Raw genomic sequence first — 18,259 nt, forward strand, 5'->3', positions numbered from 1 at the left:
TCCTAGTCGAGTGCGTCAGGTGTCCCGTTTCGTCCTCCTGCTCGGTGCCGGAGGCAGCAGCAAGGTGCCTGCCCGTTTGAGGGTGCGGATGACCGGGGCGGTCTCGATGGTGCGGATCGCGTCCAGGGAGGCGATCCGTTCCGTGAGGTAGCGGGAAAGGTCTTGTGCGTCACGGCAGTTGACGGCGGCGAGCAGGTTGGTCGGACCGGTGGTCATCGCCACCAGAGAGGCCTCCGGGTGGCCGGCCATCGCGGTTGCCACGGTGGTGAGCTGCGAGGGTTGGACGGACATCCAGAGCCGGGCTTCGGCGCGAAAGCCCAGGGCGGCCGAGGGGATGTCGACCAGGAAGATCAGGACTCCGGCTCGGCGCAGGGTGGCGATGCGGCGCCGGACGGTCGCGTCCGACCAGCCGGTGACGGTGGCGAGTTCGGCGTAGCCGGCCCGGCCGTCCCGACCCAAAGCCTCGAGGAGGGCGCGGTCCCCTTCCCTCAGATCCATCGAGGCATCCGCGTCCACCTCCGCGTCCCGGTCGGCGGCGGGAGGCGGGGTGAGGAGGGCGGCCTGTTCCGGGGTGAGCCACGCGGGCCCCGCCCAGTTGTTGGGCAGGGCGTAGTGGGTGAGCAGGAGATGCGCCGAGACCGAGGTGACGCGAGCGGTGCGGGGCAGCTGGTGCAGGAGCAGCGCGTCGCTCTCGTCGCTGGAGCGGGTCTGCGTACTGAAGGAGATCTCCGTACCGCCGGACAGCAGATGGACGAAGGAGATGTCGTTGCGCTTGGCCAGTGCCGTGGCCATGGACCCGGCCGCGTCGGGGGTGCAGCGCAGCCGGATCGTCCAGGCGCTGTAACCGAGCCGGGCGCCGTTCAGGGTGCCGACCACACGCAGGAGACCGGCGGTACGCAGCCGCCGGTAGCGGCGGGCCACGGTGTTCTCGGAGACGCCAAGGGCCTCGCCGATGGCGCGGAAAGCGGCCCGGCCGTCGATCTGCAGGGCGTGCACCAGCCCTCGATCGACCTCGTCGAGAGTGACGGTATCTGACTTCACCGGACCCACCATGCCAGCATCCGGCACGGAGCGAGCCGTGGCTGGTGGAATCCATGCCCGCCGCCGGAGCGTGTGAGCGATCCCCTCCCCGCCTCCCGTGAGAGGAAAGCTCATGCGCCCCTGGTGGCCGCTCGTGGCGATCTGCCTCGGCACCTTCCTGTTCCTGCTCGACACCACCGTCCTGAACGTCGCCCTGCCCGCCCTCGGCACCGACCTGCACGCACCCCTGTCCGGGCTGCAGTGGGTGGTGAACATCTACACCCTCGCCCTGGCCGTGCTGATGCTCCCCTTCGGCTCCCTCGCCGACCGGTTCGGCGCCCGCAATGTCTATGTCGCGGGTCTCACCGTCTTCGCCCTCGCCTCCCTGGGCTGCGCACTCGCGCCGGACACCGGGCTGCTGATCGCCTCGCGTGCGGTGCAGGGCGTCGGCGGCGCGGCCATGTCCGTGTCGACCTTCGCACTCATCGGTGCCGTCTACCGCGGCCCCGACCGAGGCAAGGCGATGGGCGTCTTCGGCGCGGTCACCGGCCTGGGTGCCGCCGTCGGCCCGATGCTCGGCGGCGTACTGACCCAATACCTCAGCTGGCGGGCCGCCTTCCTCCTCAACCTCCCCCTGGTCGCCGGCGCCGTCGCCCTCACCCTGCGCGTCCTCGCCAACGACCGCCGTCCGCAGGGCCACCGCATCGACCTGCCCGGCACCGCCGCGTTCGCCGTGTGCACCGGCGCCCTCGTCCACGGCCTCACCCGGGCCGGCGAGGACGGCTGGACTCCGACCGTGTACGCCTCGATCGCCCTGGCTGCCGCCGCGCTGGTCGTCTTCGTCGTCCTCGAACGCCGCAGCGCGCACCCGATGTTGGACGTACGGCTCTTCGGGCGGGCCTCCTTCGTGGCGGTGATGGTGTGCGTCCTGGCCTCCTCTGCGGCCTTCGCGGCGCTCCTGTTCACCTCGGTGTGGCTGCAGTCGGGCCTCGGCCTCGGTCCGGTACGCGCGGGGGTGGCCCTGATGCCCCTGGCCCTCGCCTCCTTCGCCACCTCACTGGTCGCGGGACGGACCCTGCACGGCACCTCGCCCCGCCTCGTCGTCGGCACCGGGCTCCTGCTCAGCGGTATCGGCTGCGCCCTGCAGAGCGGTCTCGACGCCACGTCCACCGCGGGCTCGGTGGCCCTTGGTCTCACCGTCACCGGTATCGGCATCGGCGTGATGGGCCCGGCCATGGCGGGGGCCGTCTTCGCGGCCGTTCCCGCCGACCGCGGCGGCATGGCGGCCGGGACGATGACGACCTTCCGCCAGCTCGGCCCGACCCTGGGCATCGCGTTCTTCGGCGTCCTGTTCCGGACGGGTTCCGGCGCCGCACCGGCCGAGGGCCTGAACCGGGTATACGTCGCCGCCGCGGCCGCCGGCCTGATCGGCGCGGCCCTCGCCTACGTCTTCGTACCGAAACCTGCACCTGTGCCGGCGGCTGAGGAGGTGTCTCCCCCAAGGGGCTGGCGCTCCGCCTGACTCCCCACCGGCGGCGGCCCCGTGCTGCCGCGTGGGACGAGTTCGGTCGGTAGCACTATGTGGCGTTCGTGTGCGCCGTCGGAGTCGTCGATCACCGCCCGGGTGAGGCGCACGGCGGCGCGTCCGAGCTCCACGGCGGGCTGGGCCAGGGTCGTCAGGCCCATGACTCCCGCCATGACGTGGTCGTCGAAGCCCATCACCGAAATCCGGCCCGGTACCGGGACGTTGGCCTCGCGCAGGGCCGCCAGCAGCCGGAAGGCCATGTCGTCGGTCTCGGTGAACATGGCGGTCGGCGGGTCGGGGAGGCTCAGCAGCCGGCCCGCTGCCGGGGCCATGCCGCCGCCCTTCCAGTCCGGCACGCTCATCACGAGTGAGTCGTCGTGCTCCAGACCCGCTTCGGCGAGCGCCCGCAGATGGCCGGTGAGGCGGTTCTTGCTGCTCCAGGCGAAGCCCGTGGTGTCGTGCGTCTGGAGACAGGCGATCCGGCGGTGCCCGAGGTTGATCAGATGACGGGTGCCGCGCAGGGCGGCGTCCTCGTCGTCCACGTAGACGCTGGGGCGCCCCGGAGAGTGCTGGCTGACGAAGACGAGGGGCATGCCGAGGTCGTCCAGGCGGGCGCGTTCGGCGGGGGAGAGCGAGAAGCTCACCACGAGCAGGGCGTCGGCGTTGCGGCGGGCGGGCAACCGGTCGAAGAAATCGGCGCGTTCGTGCACATCGGTCACGCTGTAGACCAGCAGGTCGAGGCCCGCCTCGCGCAGTGCGGGTGCCATGCCGGAGAGAGTCGAGCTCAGGAACCACGTCGCCAGGTTCGGCATCAGCACGGCGACTCTTCCGGTGCGGCCGGTGACGAGGCTGGAGGCGCTGCGGGTGATCGCGAACGAGAGTTCGCGGGCTGCGGCTTCCACCCGGGCGCGTGTGGTGTCCGAGACCGTCGGCAATCCGCGCAAGGTGCGCGAAACGGTGGACACCGAAACCCCCGCCCGATGGGCCACATCGGCCATCGTGGCCTCGCTCTGCGCTGAGGACATGCGGGGACGCTAGCACAAAGAGTCGATGACAGCGTTGCCAAGAAATCTTCCCGGAATCTCTCGTTCACGATCCGTTGACCTGGCCACTGAGGCACTTCTAGCCTGCAAGCGCTGTCATCGACGACAGCCAAGACGTGAGGAGCACTCATGGCCTTGAGCCGCAGAACCCTGCTCGTGAGCGGTCTCGCCGCCGCCGGAGCCGGGCTCACCAGCGGTTGCGCGGGCAAGCCCTTGGACACCCTGTTGACCCAAGCCGCCCAGGTCCCGCGTACCCCGGCCACTCTCACCTGGTGGGTATCCGAAATCCCTTCCCGGAAGGGCCCCGTGGTGGCAGACCTGATCATCCGCGCCTTCGAGCGCCGCCATCCGCAGATCCGTGTCCGAAAGTCGAACGCCCTCAGCGCCACCGACAGCAACCGTGCCGCGGTCACCACGCAGCTCGCGGGCGCCTCACCCACCCCTGACGTCTATCTCGGGGACACCACCTGGCCGGCCCAGTTCGGCAGCAACTCCCTTGCGCTGCCGCTGCAGACGCTGCTTCCCAAGGATTTCTGGGACGGCTACCCGGCGGCCCTGCGGCGGGTGAGCGAGTACCGCGGCGCCGTGTACGCGCTGCCCTTCTTCACCGACAGCGCCTTCCTCTATTACCGGAAGGATCTGCTGGCCAAGCACGGCCGGCCGGTGCCCCGTACCTGGGAGGAGCTGGTGCGCACCGCGCGCACCGTCCAGCGGGCCGGGGACGCCCCTTACGGGTTCCTCTGGCAGGGGTCCGTATCGGAGTCGCTGACCTGCAACGTTGCCGAGTTCCTGGCCGATGCCGAAGCTCCCGTGCTGGACGGTGCGGGCCGTGTGGCGCTGGGCGGAGCGGGCGCGGAGCGGGCCTTCGCCATGATGCGGGAGTTCACCGAGACGGGCGTGACGCCCGCCACCGTCGGCACGTATGTGGAAGCGGACTCGCAGGACGCTTTCACCGGCGGCCGTGGTGTCTTTCTGCGCAACTGGTCCTACGCCTGGGGCAATGCGGCCGACCGCTCGGTCTCCAAGGTGGCGGGCCGGGTCGGTGTCGCGCCCCGCCCCGGCTTCGCCGGTGACGGCCCCCGCGGGGTGAGCTGCGCCGGAGGCTGGAGCAATTTCGTCAACCCCAACTCCCGGCACCTCGGGGCCGCGGTCGCTTTTGCCCGGTTCTGTGCCGGTGAGGAGGCGCAGATGATTCTGCTGAAGAACGCCGGGGTGATCCCGGCACTCGACGAGGTGCTGTCCCGGCCCGAGGCCCGTGCGGTCGGCGATCCGACGCTCACCGGGGTCCGCCAACTGCACCTGGTCGCCCGGCCGGTGCAGTCCCCTTACTACCCCGAGGTCAGCAAGGCGCTCTACACCCGGGCCAACGCGGTGATCGGCGGCCGGACCACACCCGCCCAGGCCGTTCGCGCGGCCCGCGCCGATATCCGGACCGCGCTGGAAGGCAGGGCGCTGTGAATGCGATGACCTCCTCCGCCGCACCCGTGTCGCGGCGACCGGCACCCGAGCCGGCCGGCCGGCGGACTCCGCCTGCGCCACGCGGGGGCGGCCCGGCCCGGGTGAGCAGACGTCGCCGGGCGCGTACCGGCTGGCTCTTCGCTTCCCCGGCGCTGCTGGCCATCACCGCCGTGACGGTCTTCCCGGTGCTCTTCTCGGTGCTGCTCAGCTTCGCCGATGTCCGCCTGGAGTACGGCGGGTTCCGCATCCTGTCCCTGACGGGCGACCATTACGCCGCCGTGCTGAGCAGCCCGGAGTGGCGCCAGGCGCTCGCCTTCACCTTCGGGTTCACCGCCGTCACCGTCCTCCTGGAACTGGTGCTGGGCACCGCCGCCGCGCTCGTGCTGGAACGGCTGGGGGCAGCCCGCGGCTGGGTCCTGGCGGTCCTGCTGCTGCCCTGGGCCCTGATCAATGTCGTCGCCGCCCAGCTGTGGGGGTATCTCTACAACGGCACCTACGGCGGGCTGACCTGGCTCTTCACCCAGATTCTGGGCCACCAGCCGGACATTCTCGGGCAGCCCGCCTCCGCCATGGGCGCCATGGTGGTGGTCGATGTCTGGAAGACCACGCCCTTTGTCGCGATTGTCGTCCTCGCCGGGCTGATGCTGATTCCCGGCGACGTCTACGAGGCGGCAGAGATCGACGGCGCCGGCACCTGGACGACGTTCTGGAAGGTGACCCTGCCGCAGCTGCGCCCGATCATGGCCATCGCCGTCCTCTTCCGCATCCTGCAGGCCTTCGGCATCTTCGACCTGCCCTTCGTCCTGACCCAGGGCGGTCCGGGCACCGCCACCGAGTCCCTGGCGATCCTCGGATACAAGACGCTCTTCCAGAACCTCGCCATCGGCCGCGGCGCGGCGGTGGCAACCACCACCGCCGTCATCGTGATCACGTGCTGTCTGCTCTTCCTGCGGGTCTTCAAGGCGCAGGCCGACGAAGGAGGGCGGGCATGAGCCGCCGTGCACCGGCGTCCGGCATCCGCCGGTACGTCAACGCCGTCAACCTCGGCGGTCTGGCCATCGTCGTGCTGTCGGCGCTGCCCCTGTACTGGATGATCGCTTCGTCCTTCAAAGGGCCGGGCGAGATCAGCGCCGACCCGCCGAGCCTGGTCCCGAAGGCGGCGACGCTCGGCAACTACGCCGAGGCCTTCGTCCGCAACGGCATCGGCCGGTATCTGCTCAACAGCGTGCTGGTGGCGTCGGTTTCCACGGCCGCCGTGCTGGGGCTGTCCTTCTTCGCGGGCTACGCCCTGGCCCGCACCCCGCTGCGGGGCCGCGGCGCCATCATGACCGCACTGCTGATGCTGTCCGTCTTCCCGCCGATCGCGCTGGTCGTTCCGCTCTTCCTGCTGGAGCGGCAGCTGGGGCTGCTCAACAGCTATGCGGGCCTGATCGTGCCCTATGTCGCGCTGAACCTCCCGTTCGCCATCTGGATCATGCGCAACTACCTGGTCGGGGTCCCGCGTGAGCTGGAGGAGGCGGCCACCGTCGACGGCGCGGGCCCGCTGCGTACCGTCCTGACCGTCATCGCCCCCCTCGCCCGGCCGGGGCTGTTCACCGCGGGGATCTTCACCTTCACCGCGACCTGGTCGGAGTTCCTGCTGGCGCTGACCTTCAACAGCGAGGACGGTCACCGCACCGTTCCGGTCGGCATCGCCCTGTTCACCAGCCAGTACACCGTCCCCTACGGGACGCTCTTCGCGGGGGCCATGGCCGCCACCGTCCCCATCGGCGTCCTGGTCATGATCTTCCGCCGCTCGATCGTCTCGGGCATGACCTCAGGGGCGGTGAAGGGATGAGACCGGCGGCCCCGGGGTGCGCCGGCCCCTCCCGCCCCGCCGCACCCGACCGCACCCGACCGCACCCGGCGCCGCACCGCGCCGCCCCCAGCTACCGCTGGGAGGTGCCCCCACCCCAGCTACCGCTGGGAGGTGCCCCCATGCGACCGCTCCCGTACCGAAAGGCCCTTCCGTGACCGCACAGCACCTCGGCTCCGACCGCAACACCACTGACTGGTGGCGGCAGGCCGTCGTCTACCAGGTGTATCCGCGCAGCTTCGCCGACGCCGACGGCGACGGCATCGGAGACCTTCCCGGTGTGACCTCCCGGCTGCCCTACCTCGCCGACCTGGGTGTGGACGCCGTCTGGCTGAGTCCCTTCTACCCCTCACAACTGGCCGACGGTGGCTATGACGTCGACGACTACCGCAATGTCGACCCGCGTCTCGGCACCCTCGACGACTTCGACGCCATGGTGGCCGAGGCACACCGGCTGGGCCTCAAGGTGATGGTCGACATCGTGCCCAACCACTCCTCCGACCAGCACCTCTGGTTCCAGGAGGCGTTGCGCGCCGAGCCCGGATCCGCCGCCCGCGAGCGGTACGTCTTCCGCGAGGGCAAGGGCGAGCTGGGCGAACTGCCGCCCACCGACTGGGTCTCCTGCTTCGGCGGCCCCGCCTGGACCCGGCTGCCCGACGGCTGGTGGTACCTCCACCTCTTCGCCCCCGAGCAGCCCGACTTCAACTGGGACAACCCCGAGGTCCGCGCGGACTTCCGGCACACCCTGCGCTTCTGGTCCGACCGCGGCGTCGACGGCTTCCGGGTCGATGTGGCCCACGGCCTGGCCAAGGACCTGGCCGCGCCGCTGCGCGACATCGGCACCGTCGAGGGCTACACGCCGGGAGACCTGCCCGAGGACGGCAGCCACCCCTTCTGGGACCGCGACGAGGTGCACGACATCTTCCGCGACTGGCGCAAGGTCTTCAACGAGTACGACCCGCCGCGGGTCGCCGTCGCCGAGGCCTGGGTGCGCAGCTCCCGCCGTACCGCGTACGCCACCCCGCAGGAACTCGGCCAGGCCTTCAACTTCGACTTCCTCAAGGCCCCGCTGCACGCCGGGGAGCTGCGCGCGTCCATCGACACCGCGCTCGCCGACGCACGGGCGGCCGGGGCGACCGCGACCTGGGTGCTGTCCAACCACGATGTGATCCGGCACGCCTCCCGGTACGGCCTGCCGGACGGCCGCGACGAGGAGGCCTGGCTGCTCTCCGACGGACAGGAACCCGTCCTGGACCGGGAGTTCGGGCTGCGCCGGGCGCTGGCCGCCACCCTGCTGATGCTGGCGCTGCCCGGCTCCGGCTACGTCTACCAGGGCGAGGAACTGGGGCTGCCCGAGGTCGCCGAGCTCTCCCGGGACAGCCTCCAGGACCCGGTGTGGACCCGTAGCGGAGGCCGGCTCAAGGGGCGGGACGGCTGCCGGGTGCCGCTGCCGTGGCGGCGTGAGGGCAGCTCGTACGGCTTCGGCAGCGGGGGTGCCTGGCTGCCGCAGCCGGCCGGCTGGGGCGAGCTGTCCGTCGAGGCGCAGCAGGGTGTGGCGTCCTCGCCGCTGGAGCTGTACCGCGCGGCGCTCGCCACCCGCCGCCGGCTGCTGGCCGACGAGGCGCTGGAATGGGCCGATGGCGCGCCGACGGCTCACCCGGACGTCCTGCACTTCCGCCGCTCGGGCGGCTGGGAGTGCGTGACCAACCTGTCGGACGAGCCCCGGCCGCGGCCGGCCGGTGAGCTGCTGCTGGCCTCCGCGCCGGTCACCGGCGACGAGCTGCCGCCGTGGACGACGGTCTGGCTGCGCACCGCGCAGGCCTGAACCGCCGCGCCCTGGGGACCCGTCAGGCGGTGAGCGCCCGTCAGGCGGTCAGCGCCGTCAGGTCTCCACGGGCACGGTCCAGGACCGCCCCGTCGTAGCGCCGCAGCAACAGGCGGGCCAGCTCGGGCGCCGGGCCGAGGACGGGGGCGAGGACATCGGCCCCGGCCTCGCGGGCCCCGGCGGCGATGCGGTCCGGGAGGAAGCCTGGGGCGATGACGTACGGGGCCACGGCCACCCGGCCGACGCCCTCGGCACGCAGTGCCCGCACCGCGTCGGCCGTACGGGGAAGAGATGCGGAGGCGAACGCAGGTCGCACGGCACACCAGCCAGCGGTGTGCCGCCACTCCCGCGCGATTTCAGCGATCACTGCGCTCGCCTCCGGGTCGGAGGAGCCCGCCGAGGCCAGCACGACCCCGGTCGAGCCACGGTCGCCGGGCCGCACCCCGGCCTGCGCCAGCCGGCGCTCCAGCGCGGCGGTCAGCAGCGGCGAAGGGCCCAGCACGTCGGCCTGGCGGACGCTCAGCAGCGGCAGCCGTGCCGTCGCCGCCCGCAGGACCGCCGGGATGTCGGACTTCGCGTGGAAGGCGCGGGTCAGCAGCAGCGGCAGCGCCACCACCTCCCGCACGCCCTCTCCCGGCCCGCCACGGCGTCCGGACGAAGACGCCGCGCGCCGCCCCTCGGCCTCGGCCTCCGCCGACAGCCGCTCCAGCACCCGCGGCACCCGGGGCGCGTTGAAGTCGAGGTAGCCGACCTCGACGCGCAGCCCGGGCCGCAGCGCCCGCACCCGCGCACAGAGCGCGGAGACGGCCGCGGCGTGCCGCGGATCGCGGCTGCCGTGGGCGACGACGAGAAGCGTGGGGCGAGGGGGGCACAGGTCCATGGTTCAGCTCTTCACGAGGAGGCCGCGGCTGCGCAGCACCCGGCGTTCGATCGGGGCGAAGATCAGCAGCTCGATGCCGATGCCGACGATGAGGATGAGGAGGATCGCGGCAAGCACCCAGGACATGTCCTGGAACTCGCGGCCCTGCTCCAGCAGCTGGCCCAGACCGGTGCCCAGATCGGGCGCGTTGACGATGAGCTCGGCGGCCATCAGGGAGCGCCAGGAGAACGCCCAGCCCTGCTTGAGTCCGGCGATATAGCCGGGCAGCGCGGCCGGGAGCAGCACATGGCGGATGCCCGCCAGGCCGGTGGCGCCGATGGTGCGGCCGGCCCGCAGGTAGAGCGGGGAGATCTGGTCGACGCCCGCCACCAGGCCGTTGGCGATGGACGGGACGGCACCGAGCAGCACCACCGCGTAGATCGTGGCGTCGCTCAGCCCGAACCAGATGATCGCGGCCGGGACCCAGGCCACCGACGGCAGCGACTGCAGACCGCTCAGGATCGGCCCGATCGCGGCCCGTACGGGCCTGACCCGGGCGACGATCAGCCCGAGCACCGTACCGAGGGCCACCGAGGCGACGAAGCCGAGGGCGCCGCGGGAGACGCTGGTCCACACAAAGCTCAGCAGGGTGCCCTCGAGCCACTTCTGCTGCAGCGAGTGCGCGACGTCGACGGGGCTCGGCAGCAGGTAGTGCGGCTTCAGCTCGAAGTGGTAGGCGAGCTGCCACACCACGAGCACGATGACGATCGCGACGAGGGGAGGAAACGCCTTCGAGACGGCGGTGCGCAGCCACGGCTGCCGGTCGACGACCCGGGATTCCAGGGCGTCGAGCCCGGCCTCCAGGCCGGCGATATCCCCGGCCGCGGGGGCGTCGCTGCCGGTCGCGGTGCCCCCGGCACTCCGGGCGCCGGCGGACCGGTCCTTGGTCTCAGTGCTGGCCATGGCGGCGGATCTCCCCACGGAGCTGTTCGGTGATCTCGATGGAAAGGTCGGCGACCGCGGAGTCCTCGATGCGGCGCGGCTGCGGGATGTCCACCCGCCACTCGCGGGCGATCTTGCCGGGGCGGGAGGAGAGCAGCACCACCCGCTCGGCGAGCCGCACGGCCTCGCGGACGTTGTGGGTGACGAAGAGGACGGAGAGGTTGGTCTCTCGCCAGATGCGGGTGAGCTCGTCGTGCAGCACATCGCGGGTGATCGCGTCGAGCGCGGCGAACGGCTCGTCCATCAGCAGCAGTTGGCTGTCCTGGGCCAGGGCACGGGCCATCGCCACGCGCTGGCGCATCCCGCCCGACAGCTCGTGCACCCGCTTGCCGTGGGCGCCCTTGAGCCGGACGAGTTCCAGCAGCCGCTCGGCCTCGTCCCGGCGCTCCGCGCGCGGCACCCCGCGCAGCCGCAGCGCCAGTTCGATGTTGCGGCCGGCGGTCAGCCACGGGAACAGCGCATGCTCCTGGAACATCAGGGCCGGCCGGCCGCCGGGCGTCTCGATGGCGCCGGCCGACGGCGCGTCCAGACCGGCCACGAGGTTGAGGAGGGTGGACTTGCCGCAGCCCGAGGCCCCCAGGAGGCAGACGAATTCGCCGGGCGCCACATCGATACTGATGTCGTCCAGGACATGCTGCTGTGCGCCGGTGCGGCCGAACGACTTCGAGACATGGTCGATGCGGGCCGCGTACGGCACGGTGGTGCCCGTCTCCGCCGTGGCGGGTTGCTGCTGGGTGAGCGTGGTGGTCGTCATCGGTGTCACCTCCTGGGGGAGTGCGGTACGGAGGGGCGGGGCTACTTGCTGCCGAGTCCGGCGTCGGAGACCGGCTGCTTGCCCTCTGACCTCAGCACCTTGTTGAGCAGGGTGAGGTCGTAGATGCCCTTGAGGTCGGGCTTCTTGAGCAGACCCGCCTTGACGGCGTGATCCGCCTCCTCCTGGAGGGTGGCGGCCAGCGGGTCATCGGTGACATCGACGTTCTTGAACGCCGGGTCGATGACGTTCTGCGGCAGTGCCTTGCCGGCGACGTCCGGGGAGGCGAGCTTGTCGTTGAGGGCCTTCTTCGCCTCGGCCGGGTGCGACCGGATCCAGGCGTTGGTCTGCACCGAGGCCCGCAGCACCGCCTCGACGGCCTTGGGGTGCTCCTTGAGGAACTTCTGCGAGACGATCATGTTCGTGATGACGAACTTCCCGTCCTTCCACAGCTTCTTCTCGTCCAGCAGCGTCTTGCCGCCCTCGGCGACGAGCTTGGAGGCGGTGGGCTCGGGCACCCACGCGCCGTCGATACCGCCCTGCTGGAAGACGGTCGGCGTCACCTTGTTGTCGGTGCGCTGGACGGTGACATCGCCCTTGCCGGTGGTGGGGTCGACCTTGAGGCCCTTCTGCGACAGGTAGTTCAGCAGCGCGACGTCCTGGGTGTTGCCCAGCTGCGGGGTCGCGATCTTCTTGCCCTTGAGGTCGTCGACGCTCTTGATCTTCTTGGGATTGACCACCAGCGAGACACCGCCGGAGGCCGAACCGCCAATGATCTTCAGGCTCTTGCCGTGCGACTTGACGTAGCCGTTGATCGCGGGGGAGGGGCCGATCCAGCCGATGTCGACGGCGCCCGAGTTGAGCGCCTCGATCTCGGCGGGGCCCGCGTTGAAGGGGGCGGCCTTCACTTCGGTGCCGCCCAGTGCCTTCTGGAACGCGCCGTTCTGCAGGCCGACCAGGGGAGTGGCATGCGTGGTGTTGCCGAAGAAGCCGATCGTGAGGTGATCGAGCCCGTCGGTCTTGGCACCCTTGGGCGCGACACCGGCCGCGGTGTCCTTCTTGGCCTCGGAGCCGTAGCCGCAGGCGCCCAGCGCCCCGATCAGGAGCGGGACGGTGGCGGCGGCCGCCAGCAGGCGGTGTCGAACGGCAGACACGGGAGGGGGTCCTCTCGGAGGGCCGGGTCAGTACGCGCCTTCTATGGCGCGCCCGGCAGATCGATGGATCTTCGGAAGGGGGGTGCGGGAGTTACGGAGCCGTGCATCGTCAGCGCACACATCGGCCGACTCCGCCCTGCCCGCTGCCCAGGGCGCCGCTGCCGATGCGGCCGCCCTCCTTCGCGAAGGTCGAGAAGATGTCCTGGAGCATGCTCAGAAGTCCCATCCCTCGTCGTCGTCCGCGCCGTCGGCCACAGCGGCCTCGGCGGCCGCCTCGGCGAAGGCGTTGCCCGCCATCCCCGCGGTCAGCGTCGTCCCGTCCGCCGGGTCGATCAGGAGGAAGGAGCCGGTGCGGCGGGAGTCCGCGTAGGCGTCCAGGGCCAGGGGCTCGGCGGTGCGGAGGGTGACGCGGCCGATGTCGTTGGCGGCCAGTTCGCCGGGGGCCGGGTGCTGGGAGAGGTCGTCGAGGGTGAGGCGGGAGGGGATGTCCTTGACGAGGGCCTTGACGGTGCGGGTGGTGTGCTTGAGCAGCACGCGCTGGCCGATGGTCAGGGGACGGTCCGCCACGTGGCAGACGGTTGCCTCGATGTCCTGCGAGAGGTCCGGTGCGGTGGCCGTGGGGGCGATCAGGTCACCGCGGGAGATGTCGATGTCGTCGGTGAGGCGGACGGTGACCGACTGCGGTGCCCAGGCGGCGTCCACGGCCTGGCCCAGGGCATCGATCGCCTCGATGGTGCTGGTGTTGCCCGAGGGCAGGGCCGTGACGGCGTCGCCGACGCGCAGCACACCGGAGGCGATCTGGCCCGCGTAGCCGCGGTAGTCGGGGTGTTCGGCGGTCTGCGGACGGATGACGTACTGGACCGGGAAGCGCGCCGGGTCGTCCGACGGGTCGGCGACGACGGGCACGGTCTCCAGGTGCTCCAGCACCGTCGGGCCGCCGTACCAGTCCATGGTGGCGGACGGGGACACCACGTTGTCGCCGGCCAGCGCCGAGATCGGGATGGCGGTGATCTCCGGGACGCCCAGCGAGGCCGCGTAGGTGGTGAACTCCTCGGCGATGGCGGCGAAGACGGGCTCGGCGTAGTCGACCAGGTCCATCTTGTTGACGGCCAGCACCACATGCGGGACGCGCAGCAGGGCGGCGACCGCGGCGTGCCGGCGGGTCTGCTCGACCACGCCGTTGCGGGCGTCGACCAGCACCACGGCCAGCTCGGCGGTGGACGCGCCGGTGACCATGTTGCGGGTGTACTGCACATGCCCGGGGGTGTCGGCCAGGATGAACCGGCGCCGCGGGGTGGCGAAGTAGCGGTAGGCGACATCGATGGTGATGCCCTGCTCGCGCTCGGCGCGCAGCCCGTCGGTCAGCAGCGCCAGGTCCGGCGTCTCCTGGCCGCGGCCCAGGGAGGCGCGCTCGACGGCCTCCAGCTGGTCGGCGAGCACCGACTTGGAGTCGTGCAGCAGCCGGCCCACCAGCGTGGACTTGCCGTCGTCGACGGAGCCCGCGGTGGCGAAGCGCAGCAGCGAAGCGGCACCCGCCTCGACGAAGTCGGCCGCGTCCGCACCCGTGCCGGCGTCCGTGCTCGCGCCGGTGCCTGTGTTCGTGCTCATGTTAGAAGTACCCCTCGCGCTTGCGGTCCTCCATGGCGGCCTCGGACATCTTGTCGTCGGCCCTGGTGGCGCCCCGCTCGGTGAGCCGGGACGCGGCGATCTCCGCGATCACCGCCTCGATGGTGTCGGCGTCGGAGTCGACGGCACCGGTGCAGGACATGTCGCCGACGGTGCGGTAGCGCACCTGCCGCCGCTCCAGGCTCTCGCCGTCCTTGGGGCCGCCCCACTCGCCGGGGGAGAGCCACATACCGCTGCGGGCGAAGACCTCGCGCTCGTGGGCGTAGTAGATGGCGGGCAGCTCGATCTTCTCGCGGGCGATGTACTGCCACACGTCCAGCTCGGTCCAGTTGGACAGCGGGAAGACGCGGACGTGTTCACCGGGGGAGTGCTTGCCGTTGTAGAGCTGCCACAGCTCGGGGCGCTGGCGGCGCGGGTCCCAGCCGCCGAACTCGTCACGCAGCGAGAACACCCGCTCCTTGGCGCGCGCCTTCTCCTCGTCCCGGCGGCCGCCGCCGAAGACCGCGTCGAAGCGGCCCTTGTCGATGGCGTCCAGCAGCGGGACGGTCTGCAGCGGGTTGCGGGTGCCGTCCGGGCGCTCGCGCAGCTCACCGCGGTCGATGAAGTCCTGGACGGAGGCGACGTGCAGCCGCAGGCCGTGCCGCTCCACGGTGCGGTCGCGGTAGTCGAGGACCTCGGGGAAGTTGTGCCCGGTGTCGACGTGCAGCAGCGAGAACGGCACCGCGGCCGGCGCGAACGCCTTCAGCGCCAGGTGCAGCATGACGATGGAGTCCTTGCCGCCGGAGAACAGGATCACCGGCCGCTCGAACTCACCCGCCACCTCACGGAAGATGTGCACCGCCTCCGACTCCAGGGCGTCGAGGTGGGAGAGGGCGTACGGGTTGTCGGCGTCCTCGGCGTTCTCGGTCACGGCAGTGACGGTCGTCATGCCAGTCCCCTTTCGGTGAGCAGCGCATGCAGTGCCGCCGCGGACTCCTGCACGGTCTGGGTGTGCGACTCGATGCGCAGGTCGGGTGAGGCGGGCGCCTCGTAGGGGTCGTCCACGCCGGTCAGGCCGGAGATCTCACCGGCCGCCTGCTTGGCGTAGAGCCCTTTCACATCCCGCTCGGAGCACACCTCGACGGGCGTGGCCACATGCACCTCCAGGTAGGGGGTGCCCTCGCTCTGGTGGCGCTTGCGTACGGCCTCCCGGCTGTCCGCGTACGGCGCGATCACCGGCACCAGCGCCTTGACGCCGTTGCTCGCCAGCAGCTCGGCCACGAAGCCGATGCGCTGGACGTTGGTGTGCCGGTCCTCGCGGGTGAAGCCGAGACCCGCGGACAGGAACTCGCGGATCTCGTCGCCGTCCAGCACCTCGACGCGGTGGCCGTCGCCGCGCAGCTTCCCGGCCAGTTCGTGCGCGAGGGTCGTCTTGCCCGCGCTCGGCAGACCGGTCAGCCAGATCGTGGCGCCCATCATGGATATCTCCTGATGCTCGGTCATCCGTGCAGCCCGCACTCGGTCTTGTTGCTGCCGGCCCAGCGGCCGGCCCTGGCGTCCTCGCCCTCCAGCACCCGGCGGGTGCAGGGCGCGCAGCCCACGGAGGCGTAGCCATCCGTCAGCAGCGGGTTGGTGAGCACCCCGTGCTCGTCCACGTACGCGTCCACATCGGCCTGCGTCCAGCGGGCGATCGGGGAGACCTTCACCTTGCGGCGCTTGGGGTCCCAGCCGACGACCGGGGTGTTCGCCCGGGTGGGCGACTCGTCCCGGCGCAGGCCCGTCGCCCAGGCGTCGTAGCCGGCCAGGCCCTCTTCGAGCGGCTTGACCTTGCGCAGTGCGCAGCACAGGTCCGGGTTGCGGTCGTGCAGCTTCGGGCCGTGCTCGGCGTCCTGCTCGGCGACCGTCTGACGCGGCGTCAGGGTGAGGACGTTGACGTCCATCACCGCGGCCACCGCGTCCCGGGTCCCCAGCGTCTCGGGGAAGTGGTAGCCGGTGTCCAGGAAGACCACGTCCACGCCCGGGAAGGCCCGCGAGGCCAGGTGCGCGACGACTGCGTCCTCCATCGAGGAGGTGACGCAGAAGCGCGGACCGAAGGTCTCGGCGGCCCATTCGAGGATCTTCAGGGCGGGCGCGTCCTCCAGGTCGCGGCCCGCCTGCTCGGCGAGCTGCTGGAGGTCGGTAGCGGTGGTCACGGGGTACCTCCGTCGGAAGCGGAAGGGGTGCTGCCGGTGCTTCCCGGCGTCAGCAGGCCCAGGAACTTCAGCCGGAACGCGCGACTGCAGGACCGGCATTCCCACGCCCCGTGACCCTCCTCGGAGGGCCGCAGGTCCTCGTCCCCGCAGTAGGGGCAGTAGAACGGCGCCGCACGTTCGCTCACTTCAGCGCACCCTCTTCCGCCCGGGCCGCCCAGGTGGCGAACCGCTCGTCCTCCTCGCGCTGCGCCTCGAAGTTGCGCAGCACCCGCTCGACGTAGTCGGGGAGTTCATCGGCGGTGACCTTCAGACCGCGGACCTTGCGGCCGAAGCCGGCCTCCAGGCCCAGGGCGCCGCCCAGGTGCACCTGGTAGCCCTCGACCTGGTTGCCGTCGTCGTCCAGGACCAGCTGGCCCTTGAGACCGATGTCCGCGACCTGGATACGGGCGCAGGCGTTCGGGCAGCCGTTGAGGTTGATGGTGATCGGCTCCTGGAAGTCCGGCATCCGCTGCTCCAGTTCGTCGATCAGCGAGGCGCCACGGCCCTTGGTCTCGACGATGGCCAGCTTGCAGAACTCGATGCCGGTGCAGGCCATCGTGCCGCGCCGGAACGGCGAGGGATTGACCTGGAAGTCCAGCGCCTCCAGCCCGGCGACCAGCCCGTCGACCTGGTCCTGCTCGACGTCGAGAATGATCATCTTCTGCTCGACGGTGGTGCGCAGCCGGTCGGAGCCGTGTGCGGCGGCCAGTTCGGCGATCTTGGTGAGGGTGGCGCCGTCGACCCGGCCCACGCGCGGGGCGAAGCCCACGTAGAAGCGGCCGTCCTGCTGACGGTGCACCCCGATGTGGTCGCGCCACTTGGAGACCGGCTCCTCGGGCGCGGGGCCGTCGGCCAGCTTGCGCTGCAGGTACTCGTCCTCCAGCACCTGGCGGAACTTCTCCGGGCCCCAGTCGGCCATCAGGAACTTCAGCCGGGCGCGGGTGCGCAGCCGGCGGTAGCCGTAGTCCCGGAAGATCCCGACCACGCCGGCCCAGACGTCCGCGACCTCGTCCAGCGGCACCCAGGTGCCCAGGCGCTGGGCGAGCTTGGGGTTGGTGGACAGGCCGCCGCCGACCCAGAGGTCGAACCCGGGGCCGTGCTCGGGGTGGACGACGCCGACGAAGGCCACGTCGTTGATCTCGTGGACCACGTCCTGGACGGGCGAGCCGGAGATCGCGGTCTTGAACTTCCGCGGCAGGTTGGAGAACTCCTTGCTGCCGATGTAGCGCTCGTGGATCTCGTCGACGGCCGGGGTGCCGTCGATGATCTCGTCCGCCGCGATACCGGCCACCGGGGAGCCGATGATCACGCGCGGGCAGTCGCCGCAGGCCTCCGTCGTGGACAGGCCCACCGCCTCCAGCTTCTCCCAGATGGCGGGGACGTCCTCGATGCGGATCCAGTGCAGCTGGATGTTCTGCCGGTCGGTGATGTCCGCGGTGCCGCGGGCGTACTGCTCGGAGACCTCGCCGATGGCGCGCAGCTGGGCCACGCTCAGCCGACCGCCGTCGACGCGGACCCGCAGCATGAAGTACTTGTCGTCCAGCTCCTCCGGCTCCAGGATCGCCGTCTTGCCGCCGTCGATCCCGGGCTTGCGCTGGGTGTACAGGCCCCACCAGCGCATCCGCCCGCGCAGGTCGTTGGGGTCGATGGAGTCGAAACCGGACTTGGAGTAGATCGTCTCAATGCGTGTCCGCACATTGAGACCGTCGTCGTCCTTCTTGAACTGCTCGTTGCCGTTGAGCGGCGTGTGGTGGCCCACGGCCCACTGGCCCTCGCCGCGGTGGCGTCCGGCCTTGCGGCGGGTCGTGGCAGCTGCGGGGACTTCGGGGGAGGCGGCCATGGGTGTACGTCCTTCTGGGCGGGCTCAAGGAATGCGGACGGGGCGCCGAGCACCCGCGCTGACCTGCGCAGGCATACCGAAAAACGGCGCG

At 71.3% G+C, this 18,259-nt stretch carries 17 protein-coding genes; 5 read left to right on the forward strand and 12 right to left on the reverse strand.

The window, feature by feature from the left end:
* Positions 1-15 precede the first annotated feature (15 nt).
* Complete coding sequence (locus tag ABR737_RS35135; protein WP_350255076.1) at positions 16-1,041, reverse strand: Lrp/AsnC family transcriptional regulator; 1,026 nt, start codon at positions 1,039-1,041, stop codon at positions 16-18.
* 112 nt (positions 1,042-1,153) lie between these two features.
* Between ABR737_RS35135 and ABR737_RS35140 the strand changes: the two genes are divergently transcribed.
* Positions 1,154-2,542, forward strand: coding sequence for an MFS transporter (locus ABR737_RS35140; protein WP_350255078.1), 1,389 nt, complete (start codon positions 1,154-1,156; stop codon positions 2,540-2,542).
* Here the strand turns inward: ABR737_RS35140 and ABR737_RS35145 are convergent.
* Positions 2,464-3,570, reverse strand: a complete 1,107-nt coding sequence (locus ABR737_RS35145) for a LacI family DNA-binding transcriptional regulator (protein ID WP_350255080.1) — start codon at positions 3,568-3,570, stop codon at positions 2,464-2,466. The two genes, ABR737_RS35140 and ABR737_RS35145, sit on opposite strands and share 79 nt — an antisense overlap.
* Before the next feature lie 147 nt (positions 3,571-3,717).
* Here ABR737_RS35145 and ABR737_RS35150 point away from each other — a divergent pair, with 147 nt between their 5' ends.
* From ABR737_RS35150 to ABR737_RS35165, 4 genes are all read left to right on the forward strand, one after another.
* Positions 3,718-5,046 carry an extracellular solute-binding protein gene (locus ABR737_RS35150; RefSeq protein ID WP_350255081.1) on the forward strand — a complete coding sequence of 443 codons (1,329 nt, stop codon included), beginning with the start codon at positions 3,718-3,720 and terminating at the stop codon, positions 5,044-5,046.
* A 101-nt stretch (positions 5,047-5,147) separates the two neighbouring features.
* Positions 5,148-6,038 (forward strand): carbohydrate ABC transporter permease, encoded by an 891-nt coding sequence (locus ABR737_RS35155; RefSeq protein WP_350255083.1) that lies wholly within the window; start codon positions 5,148-5,150, stop codon positions 6,036-6,038.
* A complete protein-coding gene (locus tag ABR737_RS35160; RefSeq protein WP_350255084.1) occupies positions 6,035-6,883 on the forward strand; it encodes a carbohydrate ABC transporter permease in 849 nt (282 codons plus the stop codon). The genes ABR737_RS35155 and ABR737_RS35160 overlap by 4 nt, the downstream gene beginning before the upstream one ends.
* 172 nt (positions 6,884-7,055) lie before the next feature.
* On the forward strand, positions 7,056-8,726 hold the full coding sequence (locus tag ABR737_RS35165) for a glycoside hydrolase family 13 protein (protein WP_350255085.1): 1,671 nt from the start codon (positions 7,056-7,058) through the stop codon (positions 8,724-8,726).
* Between the two features lie 40 nt (positions 8,727-8,766).
* Here the strand turns inward: ABR737_RS35165 and ABR737_RS35170 are convergent, their stop codons facing one another.
* The 10 genes from ABR737_RS35170 to ABR737_RS35215 all read right to left on the reverse strand — a co-directional run bounded on the left by ABR737_RS35170 (position 8,767) and on the right by ABR737_RS35215 (position 18,168).
* Positions 8,767-9,606: a sirohydrochlorin chelatase gene (locus ABR737_RS35170; protein ID WP_350255087.1), complete on the reverse strand. Its 840-nt coding sequence runs from the start codon at positions 9,604-9,606 to the stop codon at positions 8,767-8,769.
* A gap of 3 nt (positions 9,607-9,609) precedes the next feature.
* On the reverse strand, positions 9,610-10,548 hold the full coding sequence (locus tag ABR737_RS35175; RefSeq protein ID WP_350255089.1) for an ABC transporter permease: 939 nt from the start codon (positions 10,546-10,548) through the stop codon (positions 9,610-9,612).
* A complete protein-coding gene (locus ABR737_RS35180) occupies positions 10,535-11,341 on the reverse strand; it encodes an ABC transporter ATP-binding protein (protein ID WP_350255090.1) in 807 nt (268 codons plus the stop codon). The genes ABR737_RS35175 and ABR737_RS35180 overlap by 14 nt, the downstream gene beginning before the upstream one ends.
* A gap of 41 nt (positions 11,342-11,382) precedes the next feature.
* Complete coding sequence (locus ABR737_RS35185; RefSeq protein WP_350255092.1) at positions 11,383-12,492, reverse strand: aliphatic sulfonate ABC transporter substrate-binding protein; 1,110 nt, start codon at positions 12,490-12,492, stop codon at positions 11,383-11,385.
* A 213-nt stretch (positions 12,493-12,705) separates the two neighbouring features.
* Positions 12,706-14,100, reverse strand: a complete 1,395-nt coding sequence (locus ABR737_RS35190; protein ID WP_350255094.1) for a sulfate adenylyltransferase subunit 1 — start codon at positions 14,098-14,100, stop codon at positions 12,706-12,708.
* 1 nt (position 14,101) lies between these two features.
* Positions 14,102-15,046, reverse strand: a complete 945-nt coding sequence (gene cysD, locus ABR737_RS35195) for a sulfate adenylyltransferase subunit CysD (RefSeq protein WP_350255095.1) — start codon at positions 15,044-15,046, stop codon at positions 14,102-14,104.
* Entirely contained in the window at positions 15,043-15,576 is a 534-nt protein-coding gene (gene cysC, locus ABR737_RS35200) for an adenylyl-sulfate kinase (RefSeq protein WP_350257048.1), read from the reverse strand. Before cysC ends, cysD begins: the two co-directional genes overlap by 4 nt.
* 20 nt (positions 15,577-15,596) lie before the next feature.
* A complete protein-coding gene (locus tag ABR737_RS35205; protein ID WP_350255097.1) occupies positions 15,597-16,289 on the reverse strand; it encodes a phosphoadenylyl-sulfate reductase in 693 nt (230 codons plus the stop codon).
* A complete protein-coding gene (locus ABR737_RS35210) occupies positions 16,286-16,474 on the reverse strand; it encodes a hypothetical protein (RefSeq protein WP_350255099.1) in 189 nt (62 codons plus the stop codon). Before ABR737_RS35210 ends, ABR737_RS35205 begins: the two co-directional genes overlap by 4 nt.
* The gene (locus tag ABR737_RS35215) at positions 16,471-18,168 is read right to left on the reverse strand and encodes a nitrite/sulfite reductase (RefSeq protein ID WP_350255101.1); all 1,698 of its coding nucleotides are present in this window, start codon (positions 18,166-18,168) and stop codon (positions 16,471-16,473) included. Before ABR737_RS35215 ends, ABR737_RS35210 begins: the two co-directional genes overlap by 4 nt.
* Between the last annotated feature and the right edge of the window lie 91 nt (positions 18,169-18,259).

The organism is Streptomyces sp. Edi2, from assembly GCF_040253635.1.
Taxonomy (GTDB): domain Bacteria; phylum Actinomycetota; class Actinomycetes; order Streptomycetales; family Streptomycetaceae; genus Streptomyces.

What these genes read in the sequence shown, in the direction of transcription:
- ABR737_RS35140 (WP_350255078.1), top strand. Translation starts at nt 1,154, where the DNA reads ATGCGCCCCTGGTGGCCGCTCGTGGCGATCTGCCTCGGCACCTTCCTG.
- ABR737_RS35145 (WP_350255080.1), bottom strand. Translation starts at nt 3,570, where the DNA reads ATGTCCTCAGCGCAGAGCGAGGCCACGATGGCCGATGTGGCCCATCGG.
- ABR737_RS35150 (WP_350255081.1), top strand. Translation starts at nt 3,718, where the DNA reads ATGGCCTTGAGCCGCAGAACCCTGCTCGTGAGCGGTCTCGCCGCCGCC.
- ABR737_RS35160 (WP_350255084.1), top strand. Translation starts at nt 6,035, where the DNA reads ATGAGCCGCCGTGCACCGGCGTCCGGCATCCGCCGGTACGTCAACGCC.
- ABR737_RS35170 (WP_350255087.1), bottom strand. Translation starts at nt 9,606, where the DNA reads ATGGACCTGTGCCCCCCTCGCCCCACGCTTCTCGTCGTCGCCCACGGC.
- ABR737_RS35175 (WP_350255089.1), bottom strand. Translation starts at nt 10,548, where the DNA reads ATGGCCAGCACTGAGACCAAGGACCGGTCCGCCGGCGCCCGGAGTGCC.
- ABR737_RS35180 (WP_350255090.1), bottom strand. Translation starts at nt 11,341, where the DNA reads ATGACGACCACCACGCTCACCCAGCAGCAACCCGCCACGGCGGAGACG.
- ABR737_RS35190 (WP_350255094.1), bottom strand. Translation starts at nt 14,100, where the DNA reads ATGAGCACGAACACAGGCACCGGCGCGAGCACGGACGCCGGCACGGGT.
- cysD (WP_350255095.1), bottom strand. Translation starts at nt 15,046, where the DNA reads ATGACGACCGTCACTGCCGTGACCGAGAACGCCGAGGACGCCGACAAC.
- cysC (WP_350257048.1), bottom strand. Translation starts at nt 15,576, where the DNA reads ATGATGGGCGCCACGATCTGGCTGACCGGTCTGCCGAGCGCGGGCAAG.
- ABR737_RS35215 (WP_350255101.1), bottom strand. Translation starts at nt 18,168, where the DNA reads ATGGCCGCCTCCCCCGAAGTCCCCGCAGCTGCCACGACCCGCCGCAAG.